This is a genomic window from Paenibacillus sp. FSL W7-1332, assembly GCF_037969785.1.
Taxonomy (GTDB): domain Bacteria; phylum Bacillota; class Bacilli; order Paenibacillales; family Paenibacillaceae; genus Paenibacillus_AQ.
Window position 1 is genome coordinate 4,370,970 of record NZ_CP150209.1, and the last position, 24,435, is coordinate 4,395,404.

Sequence of the window (24,435 nt, forward strand, 5' to 3'; positions counted from 1 at the left end):
GAAGTTGAGTCTATTTTCTAAATCGAAACAGCACCTCTAAGAGTTAATATGCCTTAGGCACCTCGACCTTTCTTGTGTTCCCATCCTCATTCGTGAAATAGATATGAACTCCATGGTCCTGATCATCCAGGAAATACGAGACATATTTACTCTCATCCGCCTTCATGGTAACCAGGAGGGTCGCGATGCGATGGCTTGCCGCAGATTTCGTTTCAGCATGCAGATGCCACTGGTTATCCAGCCCATCGATTTCATCGGGATCGACATCGGTGAACTGATTATGCTGATTCAGCGACAAGTCGCCGGATGAACTGTACACGAATCGCCCTTCCATTTCCGCTTTGCTGCCCAACACTCGAAACGTCTGCCCCGACAGCTTCATACGGTTCAGAGTATGAAACAGCCACTCGATGCTGGCTGGCTTGGCGAGATCCACCGTATCCACTATGACAAAATATGATTCGTCAAAAAAATAGATCTCGCGCACATACCGCTCAAGATAAGGGACATTCTCCAGGTAGGCCTGCGTAGCGTTCATACGGGTATACCCGTACCCTGGTGACGCGTCAACTTGCTCGACCTTCCCGCTGGCCTCGATGCAGAGCACCTTGTCTTTTCCCGCATACTGCCCATGGCCATCGATGAGAATATTGTTCGTGGAACGCGTCTGCCTCCGCCAATTCATATGCATCGTGCTTCCGAAAGCGATATAATATCCACTCTCGATAGCGAGAGGTTCGCCGAATGCGTGCAGCAGGAATCCGTTCTGGTCACCGTGACTGTGGCTCATGGAGCCGTAACGGCTGCTCTTTGCCAGCAGCATGATATGTTCATCCGGATCATCCATCCGGTGATGCATCGCCACCCAGTCAATATCCCGGAACCATTTGACGGATTGGATGGTCCCCTCCTTCGCTTCCGAAGCGTTATCGGAAGAAAACGGAACGGTAACAGAAGGAGCAACAGCCTCCACTTGAGGGTAATCATGCCGGTACAGCATATCGTCAAATCGGAAATCCCACCAGCCGTAATTGTAAAACTTGGTGTCGGCGTCAGTATCCGCTTTGGCTACTTGTTCATAATACCACTGATATAATCCGTTGCCTGTAATGCCTGCAAACTGGCGAATATTGAAAGCCGTCTTCAGACTAACGGGTTCGCCTAGATAGGACTGGTCTCCGAAGCTGGCCCGTATCGTGTCCGGGCTGCTGCAGTAGAGCGGAAAATCGCCCGTGCGCCCAAAGAACGGCCGTTTAAAGAAATCAATCGATACGTAGCTGCGAATGAGATTAAGCGCATCTATCACAAACGCCATGCCGGTTGTCCAATAGAGCGGCCCCTCGGCCCAGCCTCCATCTTCTCCGCCCCAAGGCGAATAGAGGCAGGCGTAGTATTCCAGCGTGTAATCCAGCCATGTCTGTGCCTCGGCCTCTTCATGCAGCATGGCAATGCAGGCTGGGACAAGCACGGAGGACAACGAACGAACAGCATGGCTGTCATAGGGGACATGATGGATTTTCGAGCGCTCCATCACATGGAAGGCCACCTGCCCCGTACGTCGCAGAAGAGCTCCCCTGACGAGATCCATCTCCTCTGCGGTGAGGTAATCGTGGAGCCAGTCGTATCCCCATGCGAGTGCACCAACCATCCGAAACGCAGCTTCATCGTTATAATCCCTGGACGTTGTACCTTCCGTATCCCACCGGGCCGCGTGAAGCAGCCACGACTTCGCTTTGGCTATCAAAGCATCATCCTGCAAAATGACCCCTGCCACGCTTAAGTGCCGGATGACATACAGCGTTTCTTGGCAATCCATGTACATTTTTCTCCACAGCTTCGCGACACGCTTATTGCCGGGATAACGTTCCGGTTCCGGAATTAACGGCTTATCCAGCCACGGAATGACCGATTTCTCGTAAAAAGCGCGCCAGCCGCAGTAATCATCATCCTGACGTAAATGTTCACGGAACGCCGCCACTCCCTTCTCATCCAGCCATAACCGCGGATGCCCGGTATTCGTGCGTTCATAGCGATCCCCACGGTCAGGCAGGGGAGTCTCAGGGAGGCCCTCCGGAACATGAAACATTCGGGATTGGCTCCATGAAGAACGGTTAAGGGCAGCGTCCGTCGTATCCTCCCCTTGTTCCCCGGTCAGCAAGGCATAGCGCCAATAATAAGTACCTGCCTCCAGAGCGTGATCCGGAGTGTATAAGTTATAGGGAATCGGCGAAATTGTCGTTGTCGCCTCCGTTTCATACGAGGGTGAGGTCGAAATCTGCAGCATATAACGGTCGTTCTCCAGCTGTCCCGGCATCCAGGTGAAACGGGGAGGATTCTCAAGCAGCTTACTCTCTTCATCCGGTTGATATGGCACGGACAACAATCCGCTTTTCGGTTCAAACAAGGTTTTCATCGAGTACCCTCTCCTTCAACCCGTTGTTGGTCATCGTGAAGCTTCTCGCGGTCCTGCCATCGGACAAGCTGAGCCAGTCCCCATTTTCCGACCGGTTCCATTCCAATGTCAGCGGCTCCGTACCGCTACGGTAGACGACAATGAAGCGGGCTTGCGAATCTGTCCGATGAAGCCGGATTCCCTCCAACCTTCGGCTGGGATCGTCCGCAATTCCAGGTGACTCCACCTGTGTGCATCCCATCCCCTCAAAGGACATAAATGAAGCTACCGCCAGCGGCCCTGATGCATTGGCAATATGGAGATTGAATTGCATGCCATCCTGGGACAAGGCGTGGGCGCAGCTTTCTTTTACATATGCGTATCCATCTTCGTTTCCTAGATCCGTTACAACATGGCCATGATCAGCATTTGGAAGCCCGCTAAGCTCTCCTTGGCCAACATAATGAAACCACCAATCCACAGCTGCCGGCTCTTCCAATTCCACTTCGAACCAATCCAGAAGCCAGTCATCCGTCAATATCAGGTGCCGGTCCAGTACGCCATGTTCATAAGCCTGATCGGATCGCACCCAGAGATAAGTAATATCCGAACCGGATTCATACCGAATGCATTTCCCTTCGGTCGGATTCTGGGAACGCCGCCCAACCGAGACGGTGTTGTGGCAGGCTGTATGGGGATACCACTCCTTCTTCAGGATTGAACCGTACGGTACGGTACCACGGTCTGGCGATAGTGGCTGGTTCCCGACATGAATCATCAGATTCAGTTTATCGAAGTGACCATGTGATCCACCATGAGGGCCAAAATCGACCAACGCCTGAAGCCCATTCGAATGATTCGACTTCAACAGGGCAAATCCGCTGTGAGGAAGAAAGACCGAAGAAGCGGAAAGATCGGGCAAGTCACTCTGGTTTCTGCCTTCATTGTCCCTTTCTTTCCTTGCTTCCTTTCCTTCAGTTTCATTACCTGCTTGGTTCGCATGTTCTGCATCGCCTGCTCCTTGCACGTCTCGTGTCACTCGTACTTCGATGACATCCCCGACTTCCCATACTCCTACTCCTTCCGATGTCTTCCGATGAGAATCCTTCACCTCAGAAGCAGCCATTCCGTATCTCCCATCCCAATGGCCCGTACCGTACAACAGAGCTTCCAGCATGCCAACCCGACCGGCTTCTCCATTCAGTTGACGATATACATTGTCTAACAATCGTCGATAGCTCTTATCCCCATAAACGGATAAACCGATTTCCACAATCTCGGCGATTTCTCGCGCATACGGAGCCCTGCGATAAGGACCGTCGTGAAGTGCAGGCAGGGAGCCATTTTGGTCTGATAATTGAACCAGTACCGCCAGCATTCCCTGCATGGATTGGCCTTGCTCTCCCCTCAGGGAAAAAAGCTCTTCACCAACCCGGCTCCCCATTTCCGCTGCAATCAGGTAAGCACGGAGTACGAATACGTGGTAATACACGCTGCCTTCAAATTCAAGCTGATCCGGCCTGATGGCAATGCTGAGATGATGCCGCAGACCGCCTTCCTTCACGACCAGCTGCCGCAGCTTCTCCGCTTCGCCTTGTACCGCATAGATACTAAACAGCGCGGCAATCAGCCAGGCGGTATAGTTGTTCTCTGGATTTCCGCGCTCCTGGGTCAACATATGATGATATTCCGTCATGCTGCTCTCGAGCATATGCAGGAAATGATCAATCTTCCGGCGTTCAGCCTCGTGAAACGACACCTGCAAATCCTCCAAAAGGAGATAACCGCGAAGCAAGGTCGTTGCCCAGATGGCCTCGGTTAAAGCCTGATGGAATGCGCGCCCTTTCAGCATCCAGGGCTGGGCATCCGGGTGGACAGGATAAAGCGGAAACTGCTCCGCGTAGCGGACGATCAGCTTTTTTCCAAGATCGGCGTAGACCTGCTCTCCCGTACCGGCATATACGGCGGCAGATTGCAGCACGTATCGGGCCATAGCCTGATGCTTGAATACCAGCCAAGCCCCCCTGTACGGTTCCCCCTCCACTTCGCAGCCATAGGGACAACGATAGGAGCTGCAATCGGCTTCCAGCGGATCAAACATCAGTTCCGTATGATGTTCGGGACATACGTATTGGTGCCACCAGCCGCCGGGCTCGACAGGAACATCCAGCTTCCGTTCGATGACCTGGTCAAGCTCGACTTTCAGGATATCGACTGTACGTTCGCTCCACGGATAGAATATCGACTTCGATTTGACCTTCATCCAATCCCTCATCGCATGAACATGCCGCCGTTAATTTCGATCGTCTCCCCCGTTAGATACGAGGACAGCTCCGAGACGAGGAACAGAACGGAGCCGGCGACATCGTCCGGGGTACCCTCCCGCCCCAGCGGAATGCCCTTGATCGTTGCTTTTCGAGCGTCATCCGGGGTAAAGGTGGCGTGAAACGCCGTCTGACCGATAAATCCCGGCGATACGGCATTCACGTTAACTCCGCTTGCAGCGAGCTCCTTCGCTAGTCCCTTGGTATAGCTCAGGACGGCCGCTTTGCTGGCAGCATAAATGCTTGCGCCGGGTCCGCCGCCGTTATGTGCCGCAACGGAGGTCATGTTAACTATGCGACCTTGACCGGCGGCTTTCATGCCCGGAATGACGGCTTTGCTCATGAATACCGTGCTTTTCATATTCACATCCATGACCTTGTTGTAGAGCTCCTCGGTCATTTCCGCATTCGCCAGACGCTCAACCAAATGCCCCGCATTATTAACCAGGATCGTAACCGGTCCGCCAAATGCCTTCTCCACATCAGCTACAAGCGCCTCTGCCTGCTCCACATGCGTAACGTCTGCACGAAAAGCATACGCCTCGCCGCCAAAACTTTGAATCTCCGCCACGGCTTCTTCGGCGGCTTCCTTGCTGTTCAGATAGTTCAGCGCGACCTTGGCTCCGCTTCTTGCCAGCCTTAATGCTACCGCACGACCGATCCCTCCACTCGAACCTGTGACTAAAGCGATGTTACCCGATAAGTTAATATGCATATTAATCCCTCCTGATTAGGTTTGCAGCTGTTTCAGTCTGCTCTCTTGGTCACTCACTCTTTCCATTCGCGGCATTGTCATGATGATTTTTGTACCTTGATCCGGCGAACTATGAACTGTAATTCCGTACTCTTCGCCGTAAACCATCTGAATTCGCCGATGGACATTGACGATGCCGATTCCGCCCTTGCGCCGGACATGCATTCCGTCGTCATCGTCCACCAGACGGTTTTCCTCGAGCCTCTTGCGCAGCTTAAGAAGCTCATGGTCCGCTATGCCTGCGCCGTTGTCCTCTACCATAACCAGCAAATTGTCCTGTTCTATTCTCGTGTCAATCCGAATGTAATGCCAAACTTCGATCCCTTCCGGAAAAGCATGCTGAAAAATATTCTCGACAATCGGCTGCAAGGAGAGCCTGACCATCTTCTCCAATAGGAGCTCGGGCGGCGTCGCCACCTCGATCTCGAAATCGCGCCCGATGCGATGCTTCAATATCATCATGTAATGCCGCACATGATTAAGCTCGTTGGCAATGGTGATCTCCTCCAGGTTCGTCTGGATGGAGTATCGAAGCATGAAAGCCATCGCCTCCACCATGTCCGAGATCTCGTCGGAATCCTGAACAATCGCATAACAATTGATCGTTTCTAGCGTGTTGTACAGAAAATGCGGATTGATCTGTAATTGGAGCGCCTGGAACTCTGCCCGCTGGCGCTCCAGCTGGATGTCCTGCAGCTCCAGCTGCGTTTTCTGATTGTGGAGCTCCGTGTCATAAACCTGCTCGATCATATCGGACAAACGGCTGACCATGAGATTGTAGCTGTGGATCAATCCCCCGATCTCGTCCTCCCGCGGTTTCACGTCGGTGATATGCGTCCAGTTCCCCTTCTCCGTCTGCCTCATGCCGTTCTTCAGATTGCGGATCGGATTGACAATCGATTTGCCGAATCGATAGGCGAGAATGAGCGCAATGATCAGTGTAACGAAGCCTACGATAATCGTAGTGGACCGGATACCCGAAATCGGTGCCCGAAGCTCATCCAGCGGCATCATAATGACGAGGCTCCAGCCCGAATACTCCGACTGGCGCGTAATGATCATCGTTTTGTCGCCAAGCACCGGTTCTATGAATCGATGATCGCCTTTGGCGATAATACGCTCCGGCAGGTCGGTCGAAGTAATCGCGTCCATATCCACGTGCTCAGGTGCATAGACAACTTCGCCTTCGCGATCCAGGATGAAGAAGAAGCCCTGCTCCCCGAGATCAACGCCGTTCCATAAACTCGACAGCTGGTCTTCATTGAACTCAACCGCCAGCACGCCTTTCACGTCGTACGAGCTCATTCCCCGGATTTTGCGCGCTACCGTAATGACGTTGTCCCGATCCTTCTCCAGCAAGCTGGTCTTCAAAATGACAATCTCCCCGTTCTCCGGCGTCTTCTCCGTGAGTTCGCGAAGGCGGCCTGACGGATCAATCGACATAGCGGAGAAGCTCTGATTCTGATCAAAAATCGCTCTTCCATGAAACCCGAGAATATACATCATGTGAGTCTGGGTCGGATATTGTATAAAGATCTTCTGAAAGACATCCTTGCGGATAAGATTGGTAAATCGATAATGTTCATAGCTGTCGCTTGGGTCCATATCCAAATAACGTTTGACCGAATCCTGAAGTAAAATCGTATTGCTGATCCGTTCGAATATCTGCAGCTGGTTATCCGTTTGCCTTGCCGCGTTTGTGATAACAGTGGTCATATACTTCTCGACCTGTTCATCAATTGCTTCGGATGATTTGATATAGAAGAAAACGCCAACCGTAGAAAGCGAGAACAATATAACGATAAAGAAGTACAAGAAGATTTGACGAGACAGGCTCTTGCGCATCATTCGATCCCCAGCAGCTCCCGGTATTCGGAAGGGGTGTAACCGGTGACCTTCTTGAAGGTCTTTGTAAAATGGGGATGATCCGCGTACCCTACTTCGAACGAAATATCCGTAATTTTATAATGCGGAAGGGCGAGGAGCTTCTTCGCTTTCTCCATTCTTTTCTTGATCCGGTAATGGACAAAGGTCTCATCCGTCATCTGTTTAAACAACTGACTGAAATAGGACGGGTTGAGCCCAAGCATATCGGCAACCTCATCGAGTGAGAGATCACGGGATAAGTTGCGCTCGATATATGCCTTCGCTTCTTCTACAGGCTCTTTGGCATTTCCTTTCCGCTTGTCGCGTATGAGCTTCACCGTCTGATCCACGGCTTGACGAAATCTCTCGAAATAATGATGGTTCCCTCCGGGCGCAGACCCCGTGATGCCTGTCATACGTTCGAACGAATACACATCCCGGCCGTTTAACTGCTTGATCAGTTTCGCATACAGTTCATCCAGCAGTTCCTGAAGCTGAATCGATTCAAGCCTGCGCTCGTTGCAGTAATCCTCGATTTCTTGCAGCTTGTGCTGGATATCGTTCATTTGTAAATGCCATACGGCCAGTTCCAGCTGCTCCAGCCAATCCTCCAGCTTGGAGAGCGGAAAATAAATCCGCTGCTTCTCCTGCATGGACTTTCGATCCGCCATCAATTTATTCATGGTGTTGTGTACCACCGATTTGGTCACAGGCTTGAGCAGATACTCCTTAACTCCATACGACATGCATTTCTGGGCGTATTCGAAATCACCGTAACCGGAGATGACAACGACCGTGATATCGCCGTATGCTTCATAAAGCTGCTTGCTTAGCTCCAGGCCGTCCATCTTGGGCATTTTAATATCCGTAAAAATGAAGTCCGGTCGTGCCGTCTGAATCGCTTCCAATGCTTCCATGCCGTTGCCGGCCGTTGCCGCTTGAATCATGGCTGGATCCGTCTGCGTGATCAGTTTCGCCAAGCCCATCCTTATCATAGGTTCATCATCAACGACCAGAATGCGGTACATTACCCATTCCCCTTTCAAGACAGCGAGAGTAGTCTAGCTTTAGAAAGATACTCCTCTGCTTAGGCAAGCAGAGGAGTCATTCTTCAACACTATACTAAAACATGCTCTGCCTATTCGAAAGCGTTTTCTTTATCGTTATATCGTTTCGTAGCCTCCTCAATAATCTCGTTGCCCCCTTTGGACAGATACTCCTCGAGCACCTTGCCGTAGTTATCAATAGGCTCCCTGCCGTATACCATGCGGAGCACATGCTCCAGAATCAGCGGCGGCAGTTCATCCGACTTCGGATTCAGCTCCGGATATTTCACCATCGCCTCCAGTCGCGGATCGAATTCAATGCCGCGGCGACCCTCGTTCGAAAGCATGTTATCAAAAGCATCTATCAGCTCTTTGCCGGAATCGGACAACTCGGATACGCGTTTGTTATAGGTTGTATCCTGCACCAGCCACAGCCAGTAGTTCAGATAACGCATCTTATCGGCACCTGCCGCGTCCGTCGGAACCTCGAAGACCGGCTTGCCGTCGGTTACCTGGTAATCCTCGCCTTCAATGCCGAAGCTGAAGAACAATTCCGCATCTTCGCTGACCATCCAATTGAAGAACTTCACGATATCCTCGGCTTTATCCTTCGCCTTCGCATTGATGAAGAAGGAGCGCGTCACCGGATTGTAATGAGCATATCCCCCTTTGCCGTCAGGCCCTACCGGCGAAGGAATCAACGCTACAGTCGCGTCCGGGACATTCTCCTTCAGCTGGGTGCCCCAAATCGGAAGCTCATTCGCGTTCATGGACCACATGCCGGCTTTGCCGCTCGTGACGATGGATTTGAAGTCCGCGCTTTCAATCGTCGCGAATTCCTTGCTGATCAATCCTTCCTCATGCATCGTCTTATAAATCTGAATAGCTTGCTTCATATTTGCTTCATCGAAGAAGGTTGGCTTTACTTTGCCGTCCGGGAACACCTTGAATTGGTTCAGGTAACCCAGCACGTCATAGGCACCGAAGAAGGTATCCGCGTATTTGAAATTCTGGCGTCCGGCATAAGGCTGCTCCACCCCGGCTTCTTTGAAGGCGCGCAGCACATCCATCGTCTCTTCCACCGTTGTCGGGATCTCCTTGCCTACTTTCTCCAGCAGGTCGGTCCGAATCCATGTGGCTCGTCTGGACGGATTGGACAAGATCTCGGGAATCCCGTAGATATTACCCGTCTTGGAATCCGTCATCCGCTTCCAGGCTTCCTCGGGTATAAACTTGAGCAGGTTCTGCCCATGCTCCTGCAGGAGGTCGTTCAGCGGGAGAAAGACTCCGTTCTCCACGGCACCCGCCAGCTCGGGACCGCTGATTCCGCCAGTGCCCTGCACCACATCCGGAATGTCGTTTGTCGCAAACATTTGCACCATTTTATCCTGATATTCGTTATGCGGAATCAGGCGGATATCCAGGTCCGTGTTCGTCTTTTTCTCTAGCTCCAGCACGTACTTATCCTTGTTGATATCCGGATTCTTCTCGACGTAGGATACGTTAAGCGTCCGCATCGAAATGGAGAATTTCGTTGGCCCTGCTTCACTTCCGCCTTGCCCGTTGCTGTCACCTCCGCCGGCATTGGCTCCCCCGCCTCCGCCATTATTGCCCGAACAGCCAACGAGCAAGGCCAGTACGAGACCTGACGTAAGCATACGTGTCCAACTTTTTCTCATGAATACCCCTCTTTTCAAGCTAATATAGTCGCTCATAATAGCGCTTTCAAACTTAATATCAGTATAGAGAGCCGTCTGGGCGGGAACAAGGAATGTCTTTGGCTCGGTTTGTCGTTTTTTTAGGATTACTCTTTGATCGATCCAATCATCATCCCATGAATGAAGAAGCGCTGCAGAAACGGATACAAGAGAATGATGGGCACTGTGGCTACCAGAATAACCGCCATTTGTATGCCTTGTACGGACTGGGAACTTGCCTCGAATGCAAGGTTCCCCGTATCGGTCAGGCCCTCGTTCACCAGAAGCTCCCTTAATTTGACCTGCAGCGGATACTTGGCGCGATCATTGATATAGTAGAGGGCGTCCATGTATTTGTTCCAATTGGTTACGGAGTAGAATATCCCTACTGTCGCCAGCGCCGGTTTGGATAACGGAAGCACGATGCTCCATAGCGTACGGATCTCGCTGCACCCGTCAATTCGGGACGAATCGATCAATTCGCTCGGAATTTGGGTGAAGAAGGTTCGAAGCACAAACAGATTGAATGCGCTGATCGCCGATGGCAGCATCAAAGACCATAACGTGTTGACGAGATTCAGCTCGCGCATCAGAATGAATTGCGGGATCAGCGGTGCCGTGAAAATCATGGTCATCAGGATGATAATCATGATCGTTTTTCTGCCCACGTATTCGGGCCTGGAGAGCGGATACGCCAGCGAAGCGGTTGCTGCCAGATTGATGAAGGTTCCGAATAGCGTAATGTAGACGCTGATCCCGAATGCCCTCCAAATGGAGATATCGTTGAACACATGCTGGTAGTAGGCAAAGGTAAACTCCACCGGCCAGAACATCACTTCTCCGCGATCGATAGCGCCCGGGCTGCTGAACGACTGGGCAATGACATTAAGAAAAGGGAGCAGCATGGTGAGTGCAAGAAAGGTAAGGATGATATAGTTCACGACGAGAAACAGTTTTCTGCCTGCACTGTCATATTTCACGTTGGTTGTCACTCCCCTCTAATACAGCGACTCTCCGGTCGCTTTCTTGCTGATGGTGTTTGCAATGGAAATCAGGAACAAGCCGACAACCGATTTGAACACCCCGATGGCGGTTGCATAACTGTACTGAAGCTGCTGCAAGCCGGCTTTGTATATGTACGTGTCCAAGATTTCGCTGGACTGAATGTTGAGCGGGTTCTGAAACACGAATACGCGTTCAAACCCATAATCCATGAAGTCCCCGATTTTGAGCAGGAACAGGATCGTTATCACGGGAAGCAGCGCCGGCAGGGTGATGCTGAGCGTCTGGCGCCATCTCCCCGCTCCATCGATTTCGGAGGCTTCGTAGAGGTCCGGATTAATGCCTGCGAGCGCCGCCAGATAAATGATGGTCCCCCATCCGACATCTCTCCATAGTCCTGAGCCCACCAATACCGTTCGAATGTAAGAATCTTCGCCTAGGAAATAGATTGGATCGATACCGAACCAACCGAGCATTACGTTCACGATCCCCGATGATGGAGAAAGGATCCCCACAAAGATACCGCTTACAATGACCCACGACAGAAAATGCGGCGCATAGAAAATCGTCTGGACAATTTTCTTGTAAACGACCTGGCGCACCTCATTGAGTAATAAGGCCAAAACAATGGGGGCAGTAAAAGCAAACAGAATGTCATATGTACCCAGCAGAAGCGTATTCCGCAGAATTTTCAAAAAATCATAGTGCTGGAACATTCGCCCAAAGTGCTCAAGCCCCACCCAGGGACTTCCCGTCACGCCTGCAAACAGATTGTAGTTCTGAAATGCGATCACGGAGCCCATTAACGGAACATACTTGAATAATCCGAAGAACAGCAGTCCCGGCAGCGATATGAAATACAGCGCTCTGTATTTCCACATGAAGCCGAGTATTCTTCTACGATTATCGATCTTTCCCTCCAGCCTTGGGCTAACTGCTGCTGCTTTGCTTGGCTCGGCCATCTGTCTTCACCTCTTGTTTCTCAAATTGGCCGGTGCGTTGTCATCAATCGGAATTTCGTCAAACTGAATGCTGATAAATTCAGGCTCACGATCAATGATCCGTGACAGCTCCTTTGTAAAAACATCAACGATTTCGTTCTTCTGCTCATCCGTGCGTCCTTCATACAATTTAATCGTAATTTGCGGCATCGCTTTCGCCTCCTTAGGAATGATGATGTGATGAATATCCTTATCCTATAAGTTTTCATAACCGGGCAGCAATGGAAGAAGATCGGTTCCTTTGTGTTTTTTTTAGGTGGATCGGCCGCTTGTGTTTTTTTAAGATCGACTTGTTATTTCAATAGTTCTTAAGCTGTATATGTAGAATTTGCCAGCATTCTATGGAACAATGGATCAAAGCAGTTGCGACAATGAGCCAAACGATGACATCAGTTTTGGGAGGTTAGCGATGAACGGACAACAACAGGAAACGATATCGCCCTATTCGCTATTATGGGGGCAATTGGAAAGGAAACTGTCGCGAATGACCGGACAGCTTCAAGGCAAAATTCCTCATGCAACAAAGAACGGAATCTATGATTCCACCCGGATCGACTGGTGGACCTCCGGTTTTTGGCCGGGAATGCTCTGGATCATGTATGAGATGACCAAACAGCCGCAGTATAAGGAGTGGGCTTGGGAATGGGATATTCAGCTTGAACACGCGCTTATCGGAGACAGTAATTTCCACCACGATGTCGGCTTTCAATTTCTGCCGACTGCCGTCATCAAATATAAGCTGACCGGCGATGCGGATGCCAGGCGGAGAGGATTGTTGGCCGCTACCCTGCTGGCAGGGAGGTATAACCCGGTCGGGAGATTCATACGTGCTTGGAATCAGGTGAAACCCACTTCATGGAACCATGGGAATGAAGGCTGGTCCATTATCGACTCCACCATGAACCTCTCCCTCCTATTCTGGGCTTCCGAGGAGAGCGGTGACCCGAGATTCGCTCATATCGCCAGAGCCCAAGCGAATACGGTTGCCGAGTTTTTCATAAGACCGGACGGCTCCGTTCGGCACATCTGCCGATTTGATCCGTTAACGGGAGAATTTATCGAAGCGTTGGGAGGACAAGGCTATGGTCCGGAATCTGCTTGGAGCCGGGGAGCGGCCTGGGCATTGCATGGCATGGCTAACACCTATCGCTATACCCGCGATATTCAGTACCTTGAAGCCGCCAAGCGGGTTGCCCATTTCTTCATAGCTTCTCTTGAGGAGGATTCCATACCCCGCTGGGATTTCCGTACGGAGCGCAAGGAGATGGAACCATCCGCTCATGAAGAGACGGAAGCATCCCCGAAGACTACCGAGCCCCGGGATACGTCAGCAGCATCCTGCGCCGCTTCCGGTCTACTTGAACTCGCGGACCTGGTGCCTATAACCGAAAGTTCTCTGTACCGTGAAAGTGCCTTGCGTATCATCAACTCCTTAACGGCCCATTACGCCGAATGGGATGACTCCGCTTATGAAGGCATACTGAAGGAAGCCACGGGACATCTGCCTGCCGGACAAAATATAAACGTTTCGCTGATCTATGGAGATTACTATTATGTTGAGACCGCTGCCAAGTTAATGGGATGGAAAAACCGGATCTTCTGATCCGGTTTTTTGCGTGTCCATCCATCTACTCTTCTTTAGGTATCCGGATATAGAAGCAGCTGCCGCCCGCATGCTTCCCTCCGCTCTCAGCCCATACCTGACCGCCATGTGCAGATACCAGCTGCTTGACGATAGCAAGCCCCATACCGCTCCCGCCACTTGACCGATTCCTTGATTTATCGCCCCGATACAGCCTTTCGAAAATATACGGCAGATCGGAGGAAGAGATCCCCTGACCTGAATCCTGTATTCGAATCAGGGCATGTGCCCCTTCGTCCACGAGCTCGGCTTGTACCGTTCCTCCAGCTGGCGTGTAGGGCAAGGCATTGCTTAACATGTTGATCAGAACCTGGAGCATTCGGTCGGCATCCACCTCGGCTAGAATCGGCGAACCGCCGACATATTGCAGGTCCACCTTTTTTTCATAATACATTGCAGTCGCCAAGGTGATGGCCCTCTCCATAATATAGCCAAGATCCTGCTTGGATCGGGATAGCTGAAACTCGGGTGATTCCATGTCATGCAGATCCTCAAGCTCCGTTACAAGCTGAATCAATCGATCAATCTCTTCAAGACACGTTTGAAACCGATCTGCGGTCGGCTCCCAGATCCCATCCTCAAGTGCACGGGTGTGACTCTTTAATGTGGTTAACGGCGTTCGCAATTCATGTGCGATATCTTGGGTCATATTCCTGCGCAGCAGCTCCTGCTTCTGTAACTGTACAGCCAGCTCGTTCAGCGAAGAACCAAGCCCCGCGATTTCATCGTATCCTTTGGTAGTCACACGGATGTCCCAATTCCCCCGCGTCATCATCTCAGCCGCTCGTTTCATCTGGACGAGGGGAGCCGATATTCTCTTCGCAACGTATATGCCGATCACGGAAGCAATGGCAATCGATAGGAGACATGTCAATATGATGGATTGCATCTGCGCCTGCTCCAAATGATAATTCAGCTCAGCCATTCCATCATGCACGGATGATTGCTGCTGGAACATGGCGATATGATAATGGTTGGTCACAATATTGATTACGGTAAACACGATCAATATCCCTGCCGTGATACTGATGATGATAGCGGCAAGCCTCAGGTCCAGACGATGCTTCAAGCCCTATCACCTCCAAAGCGGTATCCGAATCCGTAAACGGTGATGATATATTGGGGCTGCCTAGGGTCGGATTCAATCTTTTGCCTCAGATTCTTGATATGCTGATCAATAATTCGGATGTCGCCGATAAAGTCATAGCCTAACACGCGATCAACCAGTTCTTCGCGCGAGAAATTGCGCTGGGGGTACTTGGCCAACAGAAGCAGCAATTTGTATTCGCTGGGCGTCAAGTTTACAACCTGTCCATGGCAGGTAACTTCGTGTTTCATCGAATGAATGGCCAGCGCGCCTTGGTGATACACAATTACGTCAGCCAGGAGCTTGCTGTCATCTCCTCGTCTCAGAACGGCCTTGACTCTTGCTACAACTTCCCGAGGGTCGAACGGCTTCACGATATAATCATCAGCTCCGATGGCAAACCCGCCAATCCGGCTGCTCTGGGCCACCTTTGCCGTTAACATGATAATGGGTACCGGGCTGAACGTTCGAATCTCCTGGCATATCCGCTCGCCATCCATATCCGGGAGCATGAGGTCCAATATAACAAGATCCACGGATTGCTCTCGCAGGAAATCGAACGCTTCGGCACCGTTGGCCGCTTCCAGCGTCAGATAATGTTCTTTGTTCAGGTAGGATACAAGAACTTCTCGAATATTCGGTTCATCATCCACGATTAATATGGTCTTCATTCCGGTTTCTCCTTATAGTATCCTTCATCAATACAAGTCAACTTTAACATAAGACTCCATTGTAACTGAAACTTGTGAAGATTCGATGAGGATGAACCAAGAAACCCCCTAGCCCATGACATTCATAGGTGCAGCTGTTGTCTATAGGTCTGAAGCTCGTCATAACTTGGCCGCTTCGATTTGGGACTTCAAATAAGAGATGCTTTGCGGCACTTCACGTTCATGCAAGCCATGAAGAATCAACGGTCCACTGAAATCGGAAGCGTGCAGGAGCTTCATGTATGCTTCGTAGTCCAGTTCACCGGTTCCGGCTGCCCTATACTGTAATCCTTCCATAGTCGAATAATCTTTGGCATGGGCTATAATGACATGTTCACTGAGCAGCAACAGCGCTTGTTCAATTACCTCTGTTAAAGGCATCCCTTCGTTCGGGTGGAACAAATTCGCTGCGTCCAGAACTATTTTTAACCGGGGAGAATCGATCGTATCCAGCAGCCTTCTGGCTTTGACCGCATCGCTGATCACATTGGCGGGCTCAGGTTCGACAGCCAGCTCCAGCTCGTACTCGGCAGCGATATTCACTAATTCACGCATGGTCGTAAGCAGGTCATCCCATGCTTCCGGTGAATTGTTGTCCGGATGTGCCCTCCACATATTGTCCTTATCCCTTGTGCCGGTACACAGGGTAATGACCGACGTTCCCATCGAATGGCACATGGCTGCCAAGTGGCGAAATCGTCGGATGTCATCCCGCAATCTCTGACGGTCCGGGTGAATCATATTGAAGGTCCCGGATACTGCGGCTATATGTAGATGCCGTTTCTCACATTCTTCTCTTATATACACCGCGGTTTCCAGATCGATCTCGTGCGGCAGTGACGGGAGACCCGCGCAGGAAAGATTGAATTGAATGACACTCAGCCCGGTTGCTTTCACTGCGTCCAAATTCCCCTCCAGTGTCGGCCTCTCAAACGTCTTAGAGAAAATGCCAAGTCTCATGCTTCATACACCTCCCGTTACGTCAGCCAGCCTCACCGTATCCCCGCTTTCCACCGATCGTGCAATCGCCGCCATGGCACGCATAGCAGCCACTCCATCCTCCAGATTGGCCCCTCTCATGGCAACCTGATTCAAAATCGTATCCGCAAAGCCTTCAACCTGCAGCTTGAAGAAATGGGCATCTTCCCCGAGCGGTCGATGATAACAACCATCCCGTGCCGAGAAGACCTCTACGTCGCTGGACTTAAAAAGCCAAGGATTATAGGTCTTGCCAATAACGCTTCCGTGTTCGCCGTAGATCTGAAAGCCCTCGTGCCAGTCCATCCGCACGGCAACCGTAAGATCCAGATGTCCTACTGCGCCCGAGGCATACTTCACCGTGACAAACCAGTTGTACGCTCCGAACTTCTGCGTGTTCCACGCTGTAACGCTTTCCATCTCTCCGCCTAAAAAACGAGCCGTATCCACCAGATGACTGCCATGCGTCAGCATGAAGTAACGCAGCTTATCCAGCTTCGGATTGCCTTCCGGCTTTAAAGCATTCGGACTATGCTGCACCATGGGCTGCACGTTGTCGGTGACCGTATATCGGTAAGTTGAGTCGCAGTACCATGCTTTGAGCGCCAGCATCTCACCCATTTCTTGATCAATAAACTGCTTGGCATACGCGATGCCGGGGTCAAAGCGCTTCATATTTCCGATTTGGACGATACATCCGGTAGCCCCGGCCTTCTGCTGCAATTCCTCACACTCTTCGACGCTGACGCCCAGAGGCTTTTCCACTAGGACATGCTTGCCTGCTGCGATGGCTTTAAGGGCAGCTTCCACATGAAATTGATCCGCGATGCCAATGATAACAGCCTCCACATCGGGATCGGCGAGCATTTTATCATAATCGCTGTAGCTCTTGGCTGGCTGGTGGATTTCGGCCATGCGGCTCAGCAAATCCTCCGCGACATCGCATATCGCATATAGCCTGGCATTGCGCGCTCTCCGGCAAGCCTCGAAATGTCCGTACTGCGATATGGGGCCACAGCCAAGAACCCCGATATTTAATTCCATCTTATCCATCATCAAATCAGCACCTCCTGTAATGGATGATTAAAAGAAAAACGTCTTTCGACGTACTTTCTCGTAAGACAGACCGCGTTTAGAGGATGTTTTTCTTGCGATATCAGGAATGCCCATGCTTCGTAGTTTATACTTTCTGATAATTTTACAAAAGCCGCAGGATATATTCCAGCGGCTTCTTTTGCTATTATTTTTTTGCCATGTATTTGCGAATATCAAATGCGACCGCTGCTACGATAATAAGCCCTTTAATGATCAATTGCCAGTATGGGCTGACGCCGATAAAGGTTAATCCGTAATTGATGACGCCGAAGATAAGAACCCCGGCCATCACGCCCGGCACCGTGCCGATGCCTCCTGCAGTGGATACCCCTCCAACCACGCATGCGGCAATCGCATCCAGTTCATACATATTGCCGTAGTTATTCGTCGCGCCCCCGGTTCTCGCAGCCTCCAGTACGCCGGCGATGCCGTACAACGCACCGGAAATAGCGTAGATCGCTATCAGATTACGGGCTACATTGATCCCCGATACATGCGCCGCTTGCACGTTGCCGCCGATCGCATACATATTTTTGCCGAGACGGGTCTTGTTGAATATGACCCAGCAGATAAGTGCAACGAAGACGGCAATAATGACGATGTAAGGGAGAGAATATCCACCCCCGAAGTCGATGTAGCCGCTGCCCCACACGGTAAAGTCCGGTCTTAAGCCGCCAATCGGCTGGGATTGGTTCGGCTCCATATCAAAATAGATGGAGTTGACGCCATATATGCCGACCATCGTACCGAGTGTCGCTATGAACGGCGGCACATGCAGTTTAGCTACGATGAAACCATTGATGAACCCAACGATAAGTCCCGCTGCAATACCGATAAGGATCGGCAATACAACCGATACTTGAGGCAGGTCCGGGAAAAAGCGATTTGCGTATACATCCGTTTGCAGCATGGAAGCCGATACGACCGCCGTTAATCCGACAACGCGTCCTGCGGAGAGGTCAACCCCGCCGGTGATCAGAATGAACGCCGCGCCAAGCGCGATAATTAATCGGGTGGAGGATTGCTGCAAAATATCCCGGAGCGTGGAGAAGGCCAGAAAGTTGGGATCTGCAACGGCAATCCCGATAACAAGCAATATTAATACTACGAATATGGCACGCTGCGCCAAATAATCTTTAACCTTACCGATGGTTTGCGTATTCATCGACTTCCCCTCCCGAATCGGTTGACCGCTGCTGTGCGGCAAGCCGCATGATTTCCTCTTCGCTTGCTTCCTGCCCTGCCAGAACTCCCGTCAACCGCCCTTCACTCATCACCATGATTCGGTCGGACATTCCAAGCAGTTCGGGCATTTCGGAGGAAATCATAATAATGCTCTTTCCTTGCTTGGCTAGCTGCGTAATGATGGAATAAATCTCGAACTTCGCGCCAACATCAATGCCACGAGTCGGCTCATCCAGCAGAAGGATCTCAGGCTCGGTCAGAAGCCATCTTGCCAGCAGCACCTTCTGCTGGTTCCCGCCCGACAGATTCCGAATCTGGGTATGGACCGAGGGCGTTTTCGTTCTAAGCTGCTCCACGTTCATTCGCGCATCCTGGATTCCTCTGCGTTCATTTAACAGAAACGCCCAATTCTGATACCTGCGAAGATTGGCAATGACGGTATTCTCATAGACCGAGAGCACCGGGAATATGCCGGTAACTCTGCGCTCTTCCGTCAGCAGCGCCATGTTATTTTTCTTGGCGTCCGATGGTGATTTGATCTTTACCGGCTTCCCGTTGATCGATATAGTTCCGGAAGCCACCGGACGAAGTCCGAATATTGCTTCAACCAATTCCGTTCGCTGTGCGCCGACAAGGCCTCCGATGCCCAATATCTCCCCCCGTCTTAGCTCGAAGGATACATTCTGAAACGATTTCGGATTCGTGGAGCTTAATTGGCGAACCTGCATCCGGGTTTCGCCGGGAACGTTCACCCGTTCCGGATAGCGATCCGTCAAATCCCGTCCCACCATGCGGGTGATAATCAAATCGGTTGTCAGCTCGCCGGCCTGCCAAGTCCCCACATATTTACCATCGCGCATAATCGTCACGTCATCGGATATGCGCAGGATTTCTTCCATTTTGTGCGAAATGTAGACGATCGACACCCCTTGCGAACGGAGCCTATTCATGATGCTGAACAGATGCTCCACTTCATTTCCGGTGAGCGATGAGGTCGGTTCATCCATTACAATCACCTTGGAGTGATGAGACACCGCTTTGACAATCTCAAGCGATTGGATCTTGGATACAGACAGCGCTCCTGTTCTTGCCCTGGGATCGATATCGATATCGAGCTCGCGGAACAGGCGGAGCGTATCTTCTGCCATCTGTTTCTCGTTCACGAATTTCAAAGGCCAGAAACCCGTCATCGGAAATCTTCCCAGCCATATATTCTCCATCACGTTGCGGTGCGGCACGGGATGAAGCTCCTGATGAATCATGGATATTCCGTGATTCAATGCGTCCCTGGAGCTGTTGATGGTTACCTTGCTGCCGTTTAAATAAATGTCGCCTTCATCAGGCTTGTAGATGCCGAATAAACACTTCATCAGCGTTGATTTACCTGCCCCGTTCTCCCCCATGAGCGCATGCACGGTTCCGGGTCTCACCTTGAACGTTACGTCGCTTAATGCCTGAACGCCTGGAAACGCCTTCGATATATTCCGCATCTCCAGCACATACGATTCCGCCACCTTGAATACCTCCTTCGCAGGCCGGGTGAAAAAGCCCAATATAAAGGGACAACGCTACGAATAGCTGCTGTCCCTTCCCATAACCCTGCTATTATTTCGCGTCGGCGATATTGTCCTTCGTTATTTTTTTGTAAGCGATCCATACATATTTGCCGTCGGTAATATCATATCCGGTGTTGTCCTTGTTCGGCGTTTCTCCTTTGGATAGCGCTGCGGCAATCGCAACGGAAGCTTTACCCTGGCTCTTGGCGTCATTAAGCACGGTGCCGAGAAGCGTGCCGTCTTCCAGCGCCTGAATGGCCGGAGCTGTCGCATCTACACCCACGACCGGCATATACTTGTCGCCGCTGAAGTAACCCGCCGCTTTCAATGCTTCAATGGCACCGAGCGCCATATCGTCATTGTTGGCCAGAACCGCTTCAATCTTGTCGCCATGGGATGCAAGGAAGGCTTGCATCTTTTCCTGTCCCTTCACGCGGTCCCACATGGCGGTATCCACCGCTAGCGCTTCGACTTCGATCCCGGCATCTTGAATCGCCTGAACGGAGAATTTGGTCCTCAGCTCGGCATCCTGATGCCCCGGCTCACCCTGCAGCAATACATACTGCAGCTTGCCATCCCCGTTCTTGTCCGCCTTGGGATTGGCCTTCCAATAATCGACGATAAGCTGACCCGAAATCGTTCCGGATTCCTCCGCTTTTGCCCCTACGTAATACACCTTATCCCACTTGTTCATGTCTTCCGCGATCGGCTCCCGGTTCAAGAATACCACTGGCGTATTCGCAGTTTTTGCCTTATCGATAATGACGCCGGCGGCCGTCCGATCCACCGGGTTGATGATCATAGAGCTGTATTTCTTCGAAATGAACAGATCGATTTTCTCATTTTGGGTTGGCTGCGCATTTTGGCTATCCACGATATCCAGTTTGGCTACGCCATTCGCTGCATCGGACATCGCGTTCCGAACGCCTGTCATGAACGTGTCGTCGAACTTGTAAATTGCCACCCCGACTTGAGGTGTGCTGCCGCCTGCCGCCTCATCTTGCTTGCTTTCGCTGCCGGTTGAACTGCTCCCGCCGTTATTGCATGCCGCCGTGGTCAGCATCATGCCGGCTATAAGGATTAACAGCCATTTTTTCTTCACCTGGGTTGACCTCCCTGTTTCATTCGAATTTTCAGTGACGGATACGGCGTTCCTGCGCCATATCTCACTGTCTACCGCCATTATGCCGCAATGCTCCTGACATTCGAATTCAAAATCCTCATGCTTTCTAGCAAAATTCTCATCACTTTGCCTCTAATTTTCGCGATTTCTTTACTTCACAAATGGAAACAGAACCTTCTGATTATCCATCCAGAACATGTTGTCCGCATCAATCACCTTGGTCTCAAGCACAATCGGCTTATCATATTTCGAACCATCCAATACCTTCACAGCCTGTTCTACTCCCAGATATCCCGTGCTGAACCCGTTCTGCACAATGAGTTTATGAAGGATGCCATCCTGCAGAAGCTGAAGCTGCTCCAGGTCGCTTCCGAAGGTGACAATCTTGATCTTCCCCTGAACGTTCCGTCTTGCGACTTCTTTTGCCGCTCCCAAGGAGGCCTGAATATCGAGTGCCAGTATCCCGTCAACCGATTCCCGGTCCAGCAGCTGCTTGGCCGCCTGCCAGCATGCATCTTCACGTTTGCCGCATGCTGCCCCGTCCGCTATCTGAATCCCGCTAATTCCCGACAATACGCTTTTGGCTCCCTCTTCGCGGGCAATGAGGTCGGGATCCTCCCTGTCGGATCGAAGTATGGCGACAACTCCCCGATCGCCAAGTAAGTCGGCCAGCTGTTCACCCGCCTTGCGTCCGGCCGCCTCATTATGGATTGCGATGGCGGACAGGACACCTGTGGTCATTCGCTCATCATTCAAAGCAATGATGGGGACATCAGCTGCTGATGCCTGATCACCTAATTTCAACAGTACGGCTTCGGATGCCGGATCGATCAGAATCGCGGAGGAACCTTTCTCCAGCACCTTCAATGCAGCTTGCAGCTGCTCCGCTTCATCGTCACTAGGCTCCAGCGGGATATAATCAAGCACCATTCCGTATACCTTGGCAGCCGCCTCGGCACCTAATCGGATGGCATCCCCCTGCTCTTCGGCGTGTATGGGAGCCACGAGTGCAATGTGCCGGAGTTTGGGCTCATTCTCATCTATGGTTGCGTCTGATGAACACGATGTTAAGAAGATCAAGGATAGAATGAGTACAACAAGACGGCCTTTCTGTACAATCGGTATCCATAACACACGCTGCATGCTAATCATGCTCCCGCTCCTCCCCTGGCTCGTGAATAATCGGTATCCGTATGCGAACGGTCGTGCCCTCTTCAAGCTCGCTCTCATATTCCAGACCGTAACGGTGCCCATAATATAATTGGATCCGGTCATGAACATTTCGAACGGCCACGCCGGAGCCTGCCGTATTGATGAATGGAGCCGGATGTTGTCGCAGCGTTTCAACCTCTAATATCCTTTCAAGCATCTCGGGAGACATTCCGACCCCATTGTCCCTAACCGTCATCTCCAATAGATCGCCTTGTATAGCAGCCGTTATGTGAATATGTCCTTGATCCACCATATATTCAATGCCATGTACGATGGCATTCTCGATTAAGGGCTGAAGCACAAGCTTTAGCGTGTAGCAGGACTGCGCTGCCTCATCCGCTTCGATCAAAAAATCGAATTTCTGTTTATATCTCATCTGTTGGATGGTCAAATAATGCCTTGCATGCTCCAGCTCCTCACGGACGCTTATGGAGGTCTTCCCTTTGCTCAAGCTCAAACGAAACAGCTTCGACAAGGAAGTGATCATCGTAATGACTTCCTCCTTCTTGCTCATGCCCACCATGCGGACAACCGAATTCAAGGTGTTATATAAAAAATGCGGGTTGATCTGAGCCTGCAAGGCTTCCAGCTCGTATCTGCGCTTCGATTCCTGCTCTTTCACAATCTGTTTCATGAGCTGCCTGATCTTATCCAGCATCAGATTGAACCGGCTGGACAGCTGTACCACTTCCAGTGGCCCCTGCATCGGGAGCTCCACGTTGAAATCGCCACGTTCCACCGCCTTCATCGTTCTGCCCATCCGGCGGATGGGGCGGGTCAGCATAGCCGAGAGAATCAGGGAAACTGCGATGGCAAGCACCAGAACCATCGCCACGACCTGAACCAGATAACGATTGACCTCTTCTCTTGTGGTCATGATTTCATCCAAATAGGAAACCCCAACGATTTTCCATCCTATATTAACGACTGATTTCACCGTGTTCAGCCGCTTGACTCCATCCGATTCATCAATGTAGCTGTCAGAGGAAGTAAGTGCCCGCTCAACACTCTCGTTTCGAAGCCCCATGTAAATTAATTGCTGCTGGGGATGATACACGATGTTTCCCGCTCCTTCATCGATAATGTACGCATACCCCCGCTTACCCAAGCTAATGCGGCTGCTTAGCTCATCGATTTTCTTGAAGTTGATATCTACCAGCAGAATGACATATGTTGGCTCCCCGTTATGAACAACCGTAATTCCTTTGCTCATCGTGACAACCCATTTAAATGTATGGTCGTACAAATTCTGCACATGCGGCAGTGAGAAGCTCAGATGGTTGGAGACTCTCATGGCCGAGTGAAACCAGCTTTGTTCCGTCACCCGCGCGCTGGCCTTAACCGGCATTGCCGGATGGTTCCTCAGCATATTGCCCTGTTCATTAAATAACGCGATGGAGACGATGTCATCCCGGCTTCGCATGATGGTGTTCAGCTGTTGAGTAACCTGCTCATCGTCCCATTGCCCGTCCGCTAGCATGTTTTCCTCAATGGCCCGATACAGCTGTGCCATCCCGTCCACATAATCCTCAAGATTATAGCTTACTTGATCCACGATTTGCTGGGCATTCAGAAACACGCTATGCTCCGCCGATCGGGAGAATTTATTGAACAACAGAACGGCTACCACGATCACGATCAGCAAAATAAATGCCGAGAAGGACCACATGATGATCGATTGAATGCTGTGTGCGCGAAATCGCCTAATCCATCGCTGAATGGTTGGTTTAATCGAGTTCCGCTTGGCATACGCGATTTTCACCAG

The 24,435-nt window shown here is 51.2% G+C and carries 19 protein-coding genes; 1 reads left to right on the forward strand and 18 read right to left on the reverse strand.

Going from position 1 to position 24,435, the window contains the following annotated elements; genetic code table 11:
• Nucleotides 1-43: 43 nt before the first annotated feature.
• From MKX98_RS19470 to MKX98_RS19510, 9 genes are all read right to left on the reverse strand, one after another.
• Nucleotides 44-2,413 (reverse strand): DUF4962 domain-containing protein, encoded by a 2,370-nt coding sequence (locus tag MKX98_RS19470; protein WP_339217971.1) that lies wholly within the window; start codon nt 2,411-2,413, stop codon nt 44-46.
• The gene (locus tag MKX98_RS19475; RefSeq protein WP_339217973.1) at nt 2,397-4,655 is read right to left on the reverse strand and encodes a heparinase II/III family protein; all 2,259 of its coding nucleotides are present in this window, start codon (nt 4,653-4,655) and stop codon (nt 2,397-2,399) included. The genes MKX98_RS19470 and MKX98_RS19475 overlap by 17 nt, the downstream gene beginning before the upstream one ends.
• Nucleotides 4,656-4,663: 8 nt before the next feature.
• Entirely contained in the window at nt 4,664-5,431 is a 768-nt protein-coding gene (locus MKX98_RS19480; RefSeq protein ID WP_339217975.1) for a 3-oxoacyl-ACP reductase family protein, read from the reverse strand.
• 15 nt (nt 5,432-5,446) lie between these two features.
• Nucleotides 5,447-7,318 (reverse strand): histidine kinase, encoded by a 1,872-nt coding sequence (locus tag MKX98_RS19485; protein WP_339217977.1) that lies wholly within the window; start codon nt 7,316-7,318, stop codon nt 5,447-5,449.
• Nucleotides 7,315-8,364: a response regulator gene (locus tag MKX98_RS19490; RefSeq protein ID WP_339217979.1), complete on the reverse strand. Its 1,050-nt coding sequence runs from the start codon at nt 8,362-8,364 to the stop codon at nt 7,315-7,317. Before MKX98_RS19490 ends, MKX98_RS19485 begins: the two co-directional genes overlap by 4 nt.
• Nucleotides 8,365-8,474: 110 nt before the next feature.
• The gene (locus tag MKX98_RS19495) at nt 8,475-10,061 is read right to left on the reverse strand and encodes an extracellular solute-binding protein (protein ID WP_339217981.1); all 1,587 of its coding nucleotides are present in this window, start codon (nt 10,059-10,061) and stop codon (nt 8,475-8,477) included.
• 125 nt (nt 10,062-10,186) lie between these two features.
• Entirely contained in the window at nt 10,187-11,059 is an 873-nt protein-coding gene (locus tag MKX98_RS19500) for a carbohydrate ABC transporter permease (RefSeq protein ID WP_194544845.1), read from the reverse strand.
• Between the two features lie 18 nt (nt 11,060-11,077).
• Nucleotides 11,078-12,043 (reverse strand): ABC transporter permease subunit, encoded by a 966-nt coding sequence (locus MKX98_RS19505; protein ID WP_339217983.1) that lies wholly within the window; start codon nt 12,041-12,043, stop codon nt 11,078-11,080.
• Between the two features lie 6 nt (nt 12,044-12,049).
• Nucleotides 12,050-12,232, reverse strand: a complete 183-nt coding sequence (locus tag MKX98_RS19510) for a tautomerase family protein (RefSeq protein ID WP_071218573.1) — start codon at nt 12,230-12,232, stop codon at nt 12,050-12,052.
• A 259-nt stretch (nt 12,233-12,491) separates the two neighbouring features.
• Between MKX98_RS19510 and MKX98_RS19515 the strand changes: the two genes are divergently transcribed.
• Nucleotides 12,492-13,685, forward strand: a complete 1,194-nt coding sequence (locus MKX98_RS19515; RefSeq protein ID WP_339217986.1) for a glycoside hydrolase family 88 protein — start codon at nt 12,492-12,494, stop codon at nt 13,683-13,685.
• A 25-nt stretch (nt 13,686-13,710) separates the two neighbouring features.
• On the opposite strand, the gene MKX98_RS19520 is transcribed toward MKX98_RS19515, so the two are convergent.
• The 9 genes from MKX98_RS19520 to MKX98_RS19560 form a co-directional block, all read right to left on the reverse strand.
• The gene (locus tag MKX98_RS19520; protein WP_339217988.1) at nt 13,711-14,793 is read right to left on the reverse strand and encodes an ATP-binding protein; all 1,083 of its coding nucleotides are present in this window, start codon (nt 14,791-14,793) and stop codon (nt 13,711-13,713) included.
• Nucleotides 14,790-15,482 carry a response regulator transcription factor gene (locus tag MKX98_RS19525; RefSeq protein ID WP_113056624.1) on the reverse strand — a complete coding sequence of 231 codons (693 nt, stop codon included), beginning with the start codon at nt 15,480-15,482 and terminating at the stop codon, nt 14,790-14,792. Before MKX98_RS19525 ends, MKX98_RS19520 begins: the two co-directional genes overlap by 4 nt.
• Nucleotides 15,483-15,641: 159 nt before the next feature.
• Nucleotides 15,642-16,481 carry a sugar phosphate isomerase/epimerase family protein gene (locus MKX98_RS19530; RefSeq protein ID WP_339217991.1) on the reverse strand — a complete coding sequence of 280 codons (840 nt, stop codon included), beginning with the start codon at nt 16,479-16,481 and terminating at the stop codon, nt 15,642-15,644.
• Nucleotides 16,482-16,484: 3 nt separating this feature from the next.
• A complete protein-coding gene (locus MKX98_RS19535) occupies nt 16,485-17,555 on the reverse strand; it encodes a Gfo/Idh/MocA family oxidoreductase (RefSeq protein ID WP_339217992.1) in 1,071 nt (356 codons plus the stop codon).
• 184 nt (nt 17,556-17,739) lie between these two features.
• Entirely contained in the window at nt 17,740-18,759 is a 1,020-nt protein-coding gene (gene mglC / locus MKX98_RS19540) for a galactose/methyl galactoside ABC transporter permease MglC (RefSeq protein WP_194543223.1), read from the reverse strand.
• A complete protein-coding gene (locus MKX98_RS19545; RefSeq protein ID WP_339217993.1) occupies nt 18,737-20,293 on the reverse strand; it encodes a sugar ABC transporter ATP-binding protein in 1,557 nt (518 codons plus the stop codon). Before MKX98_RS19545 ends, mglC begins: the two co-directional genes overlap by 23 nt.
• Before the next feature lie 91 nt (nt 20,294-20,384).
• The gene (locus tag MKX98_RS19550) at nt 20,385-21,437 is read right to left on the reverse strand and encodes a galactose ABC transporter substrate-binding protein (protein WP_339217994.1); all 1,053 of its coding nucleotides are present in this window, start codon (nt 21,435-21,437) and stop codon (nt 20,385-20,387) included.
• 171 nt (nt 21,438-21,608) lie between these two features.
• Entirely contained in the window at nt 21,609-22,610 is a 1,002-nt protein-coding gene (locus tag MKX98_RS19555) for a substrate-binding domain-containing protein (RefSeq protein ID WP_339217995.1), read from the reverse strand.
• Nucleotides 22,603-24,432, reverse strand: coding sequence for a sensor histidine kinase (locus tag MKX98_RS19560; RefSeq protein WP_339217996.1), 1,830 nt, complete (start codon nt 24,430-24,432; stop codon nt 22,603-22,605). Before MKX98_RS19560 ends, MKX98_RS19555 begins: the two co-directional genes overlap by 8 nt.
• Nucleotides 24,433-24,435 lie beyond the last annotated feature (3 nt).

What these genes read in the sequence shown, in the direction of transcription:
- MKX98_RS19510 (WP_071218573.1), bottom strand. Translation starts at nt 12,232, where the DNA reads ATGCCGCAAATTACGATTAAATTGTATGAAGGACGCACGGATGAGCAG.
- MKX98_RS19535 (WP_339217992.1), bottom strand. Translation starts at nt 17,555, where the DNA reads ATGATGGATAAGATGGAATTAAATATCGGGGTTCTTGGCTGTGGCCCC.
- MKX98_RS19495 (WP_339217981.1), bottom strand. Translation starts at nt 10,061, where the DNA reads ATGAGAAAAAGTTGGACACGTATGCTTACGTCAGGTCTCGTACTGGCC.
- MKX98_RS19480 (WP_339217975.1), bottom strand. Translation starts at nt 5,431, where the DNA reads ATGCATATTAACTTATCGGGTAACATCGCTTTAGTCACAGGTTCGAGT.
- MKX98_RS19515 (WP_339217986.1), top strand. Translation starts at nt 12,492, where the DNA reads ATGAACGGACAACAACAGGAAACGATATCGCCCTATTCGCTATTATGG.
- MKX98_RS19555 (WP_339217995.1), bottom strand. Translation starts at nt 22,610, where the DNA reads ATGATTAGCATGCAGCGTGTGTTATGGATACCGATTGTACAGAAAGGC.
- MKX98_RS19530 (WP_339217991.1), bottom strand. Translation starts at nt 16,481, where the DNA reads ATGAGACTTGGCATTTTCTCTAAGACGTTTGAGAGGCCGACACTGGAG.
- MKX98_RS19485 (WP_339217977.1), bottom strand. Translation starts at nt 7,318, where the DNA reads ATGATGCGCAAGAGCCTGTCTCGTCAAATCTTCTTGTACTTCTTTATC.
- mglC (WP_194543223.1), bottom strand. Translation starts at nt 18,759, where the DNA reads ATGAATACGCAAACCATCGGTAAGGTTAAAGATTATTTGGCGCAGCGT.
- MKX98_RS19475 (WP_339217973.1), bottom strand. Translation starts at nt 4,655, where the DNA reads ATGAAGGTCAAATCGAAGTCGATATTCTATCCGTGGAGCGAACGTACA.
- MKX98_RS19470 (WP_339217971.1), bottom strand. Translation starts at nt 2,413, where the DNA reads ATGAAAACCTTGTTTGAACCGAAAAGCGGATTGTTGTCCGTGCCATAT.
- MKX98_RS19525 (WP_113056624.1), bottom strand. Translation starts at nt 15,482, where the DNA reads ATGAAGACCATATTAATCGTGGATGATGAACCGAATATTCGAGAAGTT.
- MKX98_RS19505 (WP_339217983.1), bottom strand. Translation starts at nt 12,043, where the DNA reads ATGGCCGAGCCAAGCAAAGCAGCAGCAGTTAGCCCAAGGCTGGAGGGA.
- MKX98_RS19490 (WP_339217979.1), bottom strand. Translation starts at nt 8,364, where the DNA reads ATGTACCGCATTCTGGTCGTTGATGATGAACCTATGATAAGGATGGGC.